General features: G+C 72.3%; 7 protein-coding genes and 1 pseudogene. 4 read left to right on the top strand and 4 right to left on the bottom strand.

The genetic code is table 11. From position 1 onward, the window contains the following. Positions 1–212 precede the first annotated feature (212 nt). The 3 genes from AB0J12_RS14350 to AB0J12_RS14340 all read right to left on the bottom strand — a co-directional run bounded on the left by AB0J12_RS14350 (position 213) and on the right by AB0J12_RS14340 (position 4,936). The gene (locus AB0J12_RS14350; protein WP_363264563.1) at positions 213–914 is read right to left on the bottom strand and encodes a DUF4255 domain-containing protein; all 702 of its coding nucleotides are present in this window, start codon (positions 912–914) and stop codon (positions 213–215) included. Beyond that, a complete protein-coding gene (locus tag AB0J12_RS14345) occupies positions 911–4,099 on the bottom strand; it encodes a hypothetical protein (protein WP_363264562.1) in 3,189 nt (1,062 codons plus the stop codon). Before AB0J12_RS14345 ends, AB0J12_RS14350 begins: the two co-directional genes overlap by 4 nt. Positions 4,100–4,246: 147 nt before the next feature. Beyond that, positions 4,247–4,936, bottom strand: a complete 690-nt coding sequence (locus AB0J12_RS14340; protein WP_363264589.1) for a LuxR C-terminal-related transcriptional regulator — start codon at positions 4,934–4,936, stop codon at positions 4,247–4,249. Between the two features lie 257 nt (positions 4,937–5,193). Here AB0J12_RS14340 and AB0J12_RS14335 point away from each other — a divergent pair, with 257 nt between their 5' ends. The 3 genes and pseudogenes from AB0J12_RS14335 to AB0J12_RS14325 form a co-directional block, all read left to right on the top strand. Then, positions 5,194–6,540, top strand: coding sequence for a hydrolytic protein (locus tag AB0J12_RS14335; protein WP_363264561.1), 1,347 nt, complete (start codon positions 5,194–5,196; stop codon positions 6,538–6,540). A gap of 465 nt (positions 6,541–7,005) precedes the next feature. Then, a complete protein-coding gene (locus tag AB0J12_RS14330; protein ID WP_363264560.1) occupies positions 7,006–7,701 on the top strand; it encodes an HAD-IIIA family hydrolase in 696 nt (231 codons plus the stop codon). A 257-nt stretch (positions 7,702–7,958) separates the two neighbouring features. Further along, positions 7,959–8,144 (top strand): annotated as a pseudogene (locus AB0J12_RS14325) (transposase); the annotation flags it as partial. 230 nt (positions 8,145–8,374) lie between these two features. Here AB0J12_RS14325 and AB0J12_RS14320 read toward each other — a convergent pair. Continuing rightward, the gene (locus AB0J12_RS14320; protein WP_363264559.1) at positions 8,375–8,545 is read right to left on the bottom strand and encodes a helicase associated domain-containing protein; all 171 of its coding nucleotides are present in this window, start codon (positions 8,543–8,545) and stop codon (positions 8,375–8,377) included. Between the two features lie 493 nt (positions 8,546–9,038). On the opposite strand from AB0J12_RS14320, the gene AB0J12_RS14315 reads away from it, so the two are divergent. Beyond that, positions 9,039–10,613, top strand: coding sequence for a sensor domain-containing diguanylate cyclase (locus AB0J12_RS14315; protein WP_363264558.1), 1,575 nt, complete (start codon positions 9,039–9,041; stop codon positions 10,611–10,613). Positions 10,614–10,805 lie beyond the last annotated feature (192 nt).

Below are 10,805 nucleotides of genomic sequence, written 5' to 3'. Positions count from 1 at the left end.
CGGATCTGCCGCGCCTACTTCAGATAGGGGCCTGCCGTGCCGATCTTGCCGGGTGCCGCGTTCTTGCCGCCCAGGTCCAGGACGTACACCCGCAGCCGCGGCCCCGGACGTGCCGGACGCGACGGGGGTGGCGGCGGTTCCGGGCGCGGCGGCCGTCGCTCCGGACGCGGCGGACGCCCGGGCCGTGGGGGACGTTCGGTTCGGGGTGGGGGTCATGGCTGGCGGTCTCCTCGGCGGCGGGCGGGGGCGGGGCCGCGGTCGCGGGGGCCGGCGAAGCCGTCCGGGCCCGGGTCGGTCGTCTCCCGGTAGCGCAGCCGGCGGCCCGGTGCCGCCGCGCCGTCCGCGCCGCGGGTGGCCGAGCGCACGACGAGGCCCTCGGTGACGGGCGTGGCGGCCGCCCGGGTCACGCCGGCCAGCGGTGCCCGCACCCGGGCCTGGAGCGACGCCTTCAGCTCACCGCCGAGCGCCGACCATACGTCGGCGGGGGACGGTGTGTACTCCCCGGGCCCGGTGGTGTCCAGTCCGACGGTCAGCCCGAGGTCGGCGAGCGTGCCGGTGAGCAGCCGGGCGGGCAGCGTCTCGGCGGACACCAGCGTCCCCAGCACCTGGGACAGCAGGCGGTGTTCGTCCTGCGGGCGGCTCGCCCACGCCGTGACCAGGTACGTCAGCTCGAACCAGCGCGGCGGGCTGCGCCGCGCCACGAGGTGGCCGTCCGCGTCGTACACCTCCCCGGCGCCGCTGCCGCGCCGGGTGGCGTCCTCCCGGATGTCGTACAGGAAGACGCATACGGTGGGGGCGCTGCGACGCGCGGCCCAGTCGCGGGTGGGGGCGTCGAAGACGACCTCGACGCCGGACGCCTCGAGACCGGACTCGGCGAGCAGTCGGCGCAGGGCCTCGTCGACCTCGTGGATCACCGGCGGGTCACCTCGTCCGGGGGCTGGATGCTGCCGTTGACCACCAGGAAGTCGGTGGTCACCGGGGAGAAGCCGGGCCCCTTGGCGGTGATGACGCGCGGTCCTGTCTGGTCCTTGGCGAGGATGAGGAGCTGGCCGATGAAGGTGCCGTCGGGCGCGGGGACGGTCGGCGCCGCCGCCGCGGTGATCCCGGGCTTCCAGGTGAAGCGCACCGGCGCTCCCGGCGGGAAGTCCTTGCCGCGCACGGAGGTCACGAAGCCGGGCTTGCCGATGCCCGGCACCGCAACGATGCGCGGCTGGAGGATGCGCAGCCGTGTCCGGGTGGTGTTGTCGCGCGGGTCGGCGTCGGTGCCCGTGGTGGTGAGCCGGCCGGTGACCCGGCCGGTCATCGCCTTGTCGGGGCTGAGCACTATGCGGACGACGGTGCTCGTGCCCGGTTCCAGGTCGGGCAGCGCGCACTCCCAGGTGGCGTCGCAGCCGGGCGGCGGACCGTTGTGGGGGATGCCTCCGGGCAGGCCGATGCGCAGCCGCAGCCCGGTCGCGAGCGCGTTGCGGCCGTTGCGCACGGTGTACGTCACCACGACCCGCCCGCCGACGTATCCGGGGTTGGGCTGTGCGGTGACCCGTACCCCGGGCCCGGCCGCGGGCGCGGGCGGTTCGGGCGGCACGGTGGGCGTCGGCCTGGGTGTCGGAGCCGGGGGCGGCGTCGGAGCCGGGGTCGGCATCGGAGTGGGGGTCGGCATCGGCGGGGGCGGGGGCGGTGCGGCCTCGCGCACCGGGACCACGGTCCGGCCGGCGTTGTCGCCGGGCTCCGGGTCGAGCACCGTGCCGGTGACCGACCAGCCTACCGGCTGGTCGCCGGGGATGAGGCCGGTGAGGGTGACGTCCACGGTGACGGTGGCGCCGGGCCCCACGACGCCGACGTCGCAGGTCAGCGCCGTGGCGTCGCAGGTGCCACCGGGCCAGGTGACCCCGGTGACGCCGACGCCGGACGGCGGGGCGATGGTCAGGGTGGTGCCGGGGGACGCGGCGGGCCCCTGGTTCACCAGGTCCACGCCGATCGTGGTGGAGGTGTCGACGGTGACCTCGGGGGTGGTGCCGGGCGCCCGGACCGCGAGGTTCACCGACTGCTGGACGCTCGGCTCCTTCTGCCGGCCCGGCAGCGAGGTCATCAGATGGGTGAGCTTCCCGGTGGCAAGGTCCAGCACCTTCAGTTCCTCGGGGCTGTTGACCGCGCGATCGGGGCGCGCGCTGATCACCAGGCGGGTGCCGTCGGCGGTCCAGGCGGCGTCACGCGGCTGGAACGGGCCGGTGGCTTCCGGCAGTTCGCGCCGGCAGGCGCCTGGCAGGTCGCGGGCCGTGGGCGGCAGCAGCACTTGGCAGTCGTCGCCGGCGAGGGAGGTCAGGACGAGGCCGGCGTGTTCGTCGATCCGGCCGCCGCCGTTCTTGCGGTTGAAGACGAGCGAGCGGCCGTCGGGCGAGAACGCCGGGCTGTCGTCGATGACGTCGCAGGCGCCTGGGCAGATGGTGGCGCTCAGGTCCCGCTGCCGGTCCAGCCGGGTCACCGGCACCATCCACACGTGCTTGTTGCCGCCGCCCCCGCCGATCACCTCGTTGCGGGTGAACGCCAGGGTCGTGCCGTCCGAGGACCAGGCGGGCTGGGCGTCGCCGCCCGCCCGCTCCCCGGCCGGCGGGGTGATCTCCCCTGTGATCGCACCCGTCGCGACGTCCGCGATCAGGATGCGGCTGGGCCCGCCGACGCCGCCCGGCGATGTGCGGGTGAACGCGAGGTGCTTGCCGTCGGGGGAGAACGTCGGATCGGTGTCCCAGTCGGTCTCGCCGCGCCCGGCGAGGGGCAGCCTGGCAGGGTTCCGGCCGTCGGCGTCCACCATCCAGATCCGTTCGACCCGGCCGTCGCCGCCGTCCTCGAAGCGGGTCACCGCGATGCGGCGGCCGTCGGGCGTGTAGTTCTGCCGCTCGGTCCACGGGTCGAACTTTGCGGAGGGCCGGAACAGCGGGTCCTTCGCCGGGTCGGTGTTCATGTCGGCCGCCGGGTCCTCCTTGAGGATCGGCAGCCCGAGGTCGCGCGGGTCGGAGCCGTCCGCCCGGACGTCCTGAAGCGTCACCTCGTGGCCGTCGGCCGCCGTGTCGCGTTCGACGACCGCGCGGCCGAGGTCGCGCGGTCCGAGCCAGGTGACCGAGGTGACCTCACGGTTCTCGCTGAGCACCACCTGGGGCGTGACCTCGGAATGCGCGGGCACGCGGAACACATGGTCCCAGTTCCCCTCGCAGGTGCACGGCCGGTCGGGGCTGAGGAACAGCACGTCGGTCCCGTCGGGCAGCCAGGCTGCCCCCCGGGTGCGCCAGCCGGCCTGCGCGCCCGCCAGCAGCGGCTCGTCGGTGGTCCCGTCGGTCACCCGGAGCCTGGGATCGCGCTGCCCGGCCGCGACGCCGGTGTACGCGATGAGGTCGCGGTGCCCAGCGTCGTCGACCGGGTTGAACACCGGGTCGGTGGCGGTGCCGTTCGCGGGGTCGGTGACCCGGGTCGCGGTCCCGCCGGCCAGCGGCCGCACGTGGATCTGCTCGCCGGCCAGGGCGTCGGCGTCGCTCGCGTACGCCAGGCGCCGTCCGTCGGCGGAGACCGTCGGGCACTCCTCGTTTGCGGGGGTGTCGGTGAGCCGGGTCAGACCGGTGCCGTCGGTGCGCACCAGCCACAGGTCGCGCTCCTTCCCGCCGCCCGGGCCGCCCGGCCCGGACGCGTCGAACACCACGGAGCGCCCGTCGGGGGTGAGCCGGGGGTGAGCCGCGTCCATGCCGGTGGTCAGGCGCCGTACGGAGCCGTCGGCCGCGCGCAGGTAGATCTGCGGCTGCCGCTCGTCGCGCAGGCTTGCGAAGACCATGAGGTCGCCGAGCGCGGACGGCTGGACGTCCTGGTGGGTTGGTGCCTCGCCGAACAGCGCGTCGGAGCGGGTGTCGGTGTCGGTGGCCACCCGGCCGAGACTGCGGTGCCGGGTGCCGGCGTAGGCGATCCGGGTGGCGTCCGCCGGGGCGCCAGCGGCCCTCGGCACGGATCCGGCGCTGCCCGGTCCGGCCGCCGCGGTCACCCCGAGCAGGGGGACCAGCAGCAGCAACGACATCCCGAGTCTGCCCGGGCGGTACCGCCCGCCGCGGCCAGCGGTTCGCATGGAGATCCCCCTCGCGGTCTGGTGCGGCACACGTGGGTGTGCCCCCGCCACCCTGCGCCGGACGGACGCCGGCCGGCAGGGCGGCGGGGCCGTGTCCGGGGGAAGAGCGCGGTGTGCTTTCGGGCAGCGCGGTGTGCCCGGCCGCCCTCAGATGAGCCCGTTGCGCAGCGCGTACCCCACCGCGTGGGCGCGGTTGCGCAGTTGCAGCCGGGTGGTGATCTCGTGCAGGACGTTCTTCACCGTCCGCTCCGAGTACGCCGTCTTGCGGGCGATCTCCGCGGTGTCCAGGCCCTCCGACACAAGGCGCAGCATGTCCGCCTCGCGGGTGGACAGCGTGGACAGGGACACGCTGCCCGGGTCGAGGGCGGAGCGCTGCGCGCTGCCGACCTGGCTGAGCAGTTTGCCGAGCAGGTCGCCGGGGAGGACGCCCTCGCCGTTGGCCGCGGCCTGGACCAGATGGACGAGCCGGTCCTGGTCGGCCTCCGCGCGCCGCAGCACCGCCGGGACGCCGCACTCCAGGACGCGTTGCAGCGCGCCGGAACCGAGGGTGCCGACGACGAGGCCGACGCGGGTGGCCGAGTTGACGCGCAGCCGGTCGAGCAGGTCGGCCACGTGGTCGTCGACGGTGTCCACGACCACGAGGGACACCTGCGCGTCCTCGCGGCCGGTGTCGCCGAGCAGGTCGATCTCGGGACGCTGGCGTAACTGCTGGACGACGCCGGCGCGCAGGATCGGATCGGCGGCGTAGACGGTCACGCTCACCCGTGGCGACGGGCCCGGGCGGGCGACCAGGTACGCGGGGGCGGTGAGGGGTTCGTGGGAGGTGGCGAGGGACATGGCGAAGCTGCTCTTCTCTGCACGGGACGTGGGTGCGGTCACCTGACGGGACACGGGTGCGGTCACCTCTTCGTGAGCTGAGGGGAGGATCGTCTGGACGGGACGACCCCGCGAAGGCGGCGCGCGGGCGCCGGGAAGTGGCATCAACAACACGGTGCCCACGGTGAGTTGACGGTGGCCGTGCGGGCACCGGAACTGCCCGGTTGTTGCCCTCGCGCCCCTCGGCGCGGCCGGGCGGACGCTTCTAGCGTGGCGGTGTGACGCCTTCTGCAGCCTCTTCCGGTCCCGGTACGCCCGGACTCGACATCCCGGTCGTGACGGTGGCCCCGGGCGGCACCGCGACGACCACTCTCACCGTCCGGAACGACAGCGACATCGTCGAGGCCTACAGCCTGGAGGTCGTCGGGGACTGCGCGCCCTGGTCCACCGTGGAACCCGCGCGCGTCTCCCTGTACCCGGGCACGTCCGAGACGGTGACGATCCGGCTGGAGCCGCCGCGCTCCCCGGAGGTCCGGGCCGGAGAGACGCCCCTCGCGGTGCGGGTCCTGCCGGCCGAGCACCCCGACGCGGTGCGGGTTCCCGAGACCACCGTGCACATCGAGGAGTTCCACGAGCTGCGCACCGAGCTGCTCCCGCGCCGCCGGCGCGGCTGGCTGCGTGGCCGTTACCGGCTGGCGGTGCGCAACGAGGGCAACACCCCGGTGCAGGTGGGCTTCACCCCGGGCCAGGCGGGCGAGGAGCTGGCGTTCGCGTTCAGCCCGGCCGAGCCGAGGCTGGAGCCCGGCGAGTCGGCGGAGACCGGGCTGCGGGTGCGCACCGGCAAGCCGGTGTGGTTCGGTGCCTCGGTGGTGTGGCCGTTCACGGTGGTCGCCGCCGAGACCGGGGAGCAGGACGCAGCGCGGCCGGACGACAGCGTCCACCGGCCCGCGCTGGAGGCGGAGTTCGTTCAGATCCCGCTGTTCCCGAAGTGGTTGATCGCCCTGCTCGCGGCGCTGCTGGCGCTGCTGCTGGCGTGGTTCGCGCTGGTCCGGCCCGCGGTGCGCAGCGCCGCGAAGGAGGCGGCGCACGAGGCGGTGCAGCCGCGCCCCACCACGGCCGGGGATCCGGGCGACGCCGGCGGGTCGGGCGACACCGGCGGCGGCGCGAGCGCTCCGCCCGGCGTCCGCAAGCCTGGCCAGGGGCAGAGCCAAGGTCCGGGGGCCGGCGACGGCGGCACCGGGGCCGGGCCCGGCACGGCGGCCGACGGACAGCAGAGCTCGGCGACGATCGACCTGAAAACCTCCGGCGGAGAAACCAAGTCCGGGACGTACAAGGTGCCCGAGCAGAGCGTGTTCGGTGTGACGGACATCGTCGTCGCCAACTTCCAGGGTGACGAAGGGGTCATGACGATCACCTTCGGCGACCGCAAGATCACCACGATTGCGCTGGAGACCTTCCGCAACCAGGACTACCACTGGGTCACCCCCATCAAGATCTCCGCGAGCGACACTGTGACCATCGAAGTGACCTGCGCGAAGCCGGGCACGCCGGCCACCGGACGGCGGGCGCAGGGCTGCCACGAGGTGCTGAACGTGAGCGGAGTGCTCGGTCGTACTGACCAGTAGATCGGACGTCGTACTTCCGGATCATTCTCGGTCGGTGGCGACTACATCTGTAAAGTGTGACCGCGGGTTCAGTCCGGAAATCGACAACCCGGGTCCGAAAATGACGCACCATGATCACCACGTCGGGGCCGGGCACCGTCGCGCCGGCCGGCCCGCTCAGGTTCGTGCGGCTTCCTTCCCCCTCTTCGACCTGCTCTTCCTCGTCCGCTCCGGCCGGCACCTGTGGCCCCTTGACGCCACCCGCGACGGCGCTGCCGGAGTGCCAGGCAGTTCACGCAGGCAGGGCCCGGTGATCGCAGTGTCGAACGCTCCGGGCCGGTGTAACCGGTAATGGCGAATCAGTGAGCCTCGTGGCGTGCCGAGCACGGGTCAGAGGAGGCGAATTCGGGCGAGCCGCCCGGTTCCGTTGCCCTGGCTGGCTGGTTGAGCTCCAACTGGCCGCGGAGCCAGACGCCGACTGGGGAAGTGACGACGGCTCGCGAGGGTGCCCCGCGTGATCGGCAACCGCCCACGCGAATCGGTCTACGCAGCAACCGTGCCAGTCGAAGCGGGGGCAGACTCCTCGTGACAACCGACCGGCCTTGCGTGGTGATCCGGCATCGTGGCGCGCGAGACGGGCGGACGGGACGACCGACCGTCTTCCTCGACCGTGACGGTGTATTGATCGAGAACCGCGGCGCCCACGTACGCCGAGCTTCCGATGTCGTGCTGATCCCGGGGGCGGTGGACGCAGTACGCCGTCTCAGCGCGTGCCGTGACGTGGTCATCGTGACCAACCAGGCGGTCATCGAGCGTGACTTGGCGCCGGCGGAGGAGATCCTGGCCATCCACCGGTCCATCGTCGACACGCTCACGGCAGCTGGCGCGGACCTCACGGGGTCTGTGATCTGCCCGCACGACCCGGCCCGCCGCTGCATGTGCCGTAAACCGAAGCCCGGCATGCTGATGGCCGCTTCGCGCGCGTGGGGATGCCGCCTGAAGGACGGCTGGATGATCGGCGACGCGATCACTGACGTTCAGGCCGGCGCTGCGGCCGGGTGCCGGACGATGCTCGTCCGGACGGGCCGCGGCGCGGTTCACAAGGGCGACACCCGGCGGGCTCATCCGGACTGCGTCATAGCCGCCTCCCTGTCCCGTGGGCTTGACCGGCTGCTCACCTGACTCCGCGTGCCACTGTCGGTCCACGTGAACAGCTCTCCGGCAGCGTGTGATGGGTCAACCATGAAGGTTCGAGTAGGGAGACGGACACCATGACTCACCGGGTACTGGTAACCGGGGCCGCGGGCACGATAGGCGAGGCGGTCGTCGACGAACTGGTGCGGCGAGGCTTCGAGGTGGACGCGTGGGACCTCGTCGAGTTGCGCGCGCCCGGGAGTCACCGCCACCGTCGTCGACCTGCGCCTGCCGGTCGATCCGGCACCAAGCTGCACTTGGCCGTCGAGCAAGGTCAGAAGCCCATGTCGATCGTGGTGACGGCAGGCCAACGTGGAGACTCGCCGCAGTTCGAAACCGTGTTGGCGCAGGTTCGCGTGCCCCGCCTCGGGTCCGGCCGGCCACGCGTCCGCCCCGATCGCGTGCGGGCGGACAAGGCGTACGCCTCCCGCAAGAACCGCGCCGCCGCCGACGGGCTGCTGGCTACCGCCGCGGCTACCTCTCCCGCGACGACTGGCGTCGGCGCCTTTCACGCATGGGGGATGCGGCCGTGCCGCTGCTGCAGTTGGCCAGCGCAAGGATCACCGAGCACCAGACGCTCAGCGAGTTGCTCCCAGTGGTGGAGCCCCCGGCCTGCCACCACCCGAGCAATCGCGGCTCCCTGCTCCGCCCGCCGCTTCGCTCAGTCCTCCTCCTTGCCCAGATCGGCGTCCTTACGGAAGTTGGCCAGCCACTGCCCCACCGGCTTGTCGAGTGCGGTCGCCGTAACCGGGGCGGCCAGCCTGCCCGTTTCCGCGTAGTAGGCGCGCGCTGCCGCCAGATTCTCCTCCAGGCCGCTTCCAACGGCTCCCACACCATGCCCAGCTCGTCCAGGTCCTTCCTTTGGGTGAATCGCGCGCTACTGAGCGGATCGAGCCGTAGGTCCTTCTACCCTCTTGTCGCATTGGAGTTGTCCAAGCGGTTTGTGACTGCCCTTCTGAGGTCGACCACCCCCGGGGGTTCGCATGACGCAGGCAGGGGCCGGTCGAGGCGGTGCGGTGCTCGCCGCTCGTACCGGTTGGCTGCATCGAGCAGGGGCGGGCAGGTCCCTGTGCGTGGGCTTGGCCGTTGCCGTGGGCGGCGGAGGGTGTGTGGCGGCAGCCGCGTTGCCCATCGCCGGCATAGGGGTACCGGCTGGGCACGGGCTGGCTGCCCTCTCCCTTCTTGCACGTGCCCGCTCTGCCAGGGGACGGGTGCGCCTTCGCCTGAGGTTGCTCGCTGTTTCATTGGTATCAGGTGGCCTTCACCACTTAGTCATAGGGCAGGCCCCTTCATCTGCAGCCCGATCCGCCGGTGTTGTGCATTCGGTGGTGGGGCTGCTGGCCTTTGGCGGGATCACCTTGTGCCTCGGGCTGGGCGTCGCCGGGCTGGTGATGGCAGCCACGGACAGCGGCACGACCTTGGTGTGGTTACGGCGGCTGCTGGATGGCTGGTTGATCGCAGGATCGCTGCTCACCCTGAGCTGGGTGCTGTTGTTGCATCGCGCTGACCAGGGCGGTGATGTGTACCTGTCGCTGTTGGGCCTGGCCCGCGTGGTGACAGACATCCTCGTTTTGGGTCTCCTGGTCGCCCTGCGTTTCTGCCTGCGCCCCGCAGAACGAGCAGCGACCACCATGGCCGCCGTGGCTCTGGCCATCTTGGCCGTGAGCGACATGTTGCGGATCCTGTTGCCCGCTCCGGGGGTGTCGTTCGGGATTCCTCTCGCGGCGGCCTTTTCGATGACCGGCTTGTTCCTCCTGGCCGCCGCGCCGTGGCTGCCAGGTGGTGCCAGCGCCGTGGGAGTTGACCGGCGCGAGATGCCTGTCGTCGCGGTGGTGGGCGGTTTTGTGCCGGTGGTCGTCTGTGAGGTGGCCGTGGTGGGGCACATGCTTGCCGATGGTCACGCCGATGTGCTGATGGTGGTGCTGGCAGGTTCTGTGCTTCTCGCACTTGGTGCCCGGCAGGGTGTGGCTCATGCCGACCATCTGCGGCTCACGCGTGAGGCCGCCGCCCGGGAGGCCCACTACCGCACGCTGGTCGACGGCTCCAGCGACGTGATCACCATCGCCGGTCTGGACGGTCGTATGCTCTACGTCAGCCCGGCCGCCCACCAGGTGTTCGGATACCGGCCCGAAGACCTTGTAGGCACCCGTGTGCCGGTGTACTGCCACCCGGACGACCTGGTGCCGCTGATGCACGCCGTGGAGACGCTCAGGCAGGAAGCCGCATCAGGTACCCGAGGGCCGGGCGCTTGCGTGTCCTGCCGGGTCCGGGCGGCTGATGGGCGATGGCGGCACGTCGAGTCGACGATCAGTCACCACCCCGACGGGCTGATCTTCAACAGTCGCGATGTGACCCAGCGGGTTGAGCTGCTGGCGGAACTGGAACACCTGGCGTTTCACGATGCGTTGACCGACCTGCCCAACCGCGCCTTGTTCGCTGACAGAGTTGCTCACGCGCTGCGGAAGCGTACCGTCGGCACAGCCCCGCCTGCGGTGCTCTTCGTGGACCTGGACGGTTTCAAGGCCGTCAACGACTCCTTCGGACACGCGACGGGTGACGCCCTGCTGCGCCACGCTGCCCGCCGACTCCAGTCCTGCGTACGAGCCGGTGACACAGTCGCCCGCCTCGGCGGCGACGAGTTCGCCGCACTCCTTGAGGGCGAGGCAGGAACATGCCCCTGCCCGGTCCGGGAAGTGGCCGAGCGGATCTTATTCGCCCTTTCCCAGCCGTACCACGTCAACAACTCCGATGCGGTGGTCTCGACCTCCATCGGCGTCGCGGTCGCCAGCCCAGGAATGACGCCCGAGGAACTCCTGCACAACGCCGACCTGGCCATGTACGAGGCCAAAGCCGCCGGAAAAGGCCGCATCCGTATGCCTTCGGCCGGTGCCCACCCATGATCCGGCACACCCGGATGACTGACCGCGCGACCCACACCGACACACCCCACCCCCTCACCGGCCATGGCCAGGGACGATGGGGCGTGGGGGGGGGGGGGGGGGGGGGGCCCCCGCCCGCCCCCCCCCGTAACGAGTGGGGGGGGGGGGGGCCGGGCGAGACCAACACCAGCCACGGGGGGGGGGGGCGCGGGG

Source organism: Streptomyces sp. NPDC049915 (assembly GCF_040656475.1).
GTDB lineage: Bacteria > Actinomycetota > Actinomycetes > Streptomycetales > Streptomycetaceae > Streptomyces.
This window is presented reverse-complemented; position numbering and strand designations above follow the sequence as displayed.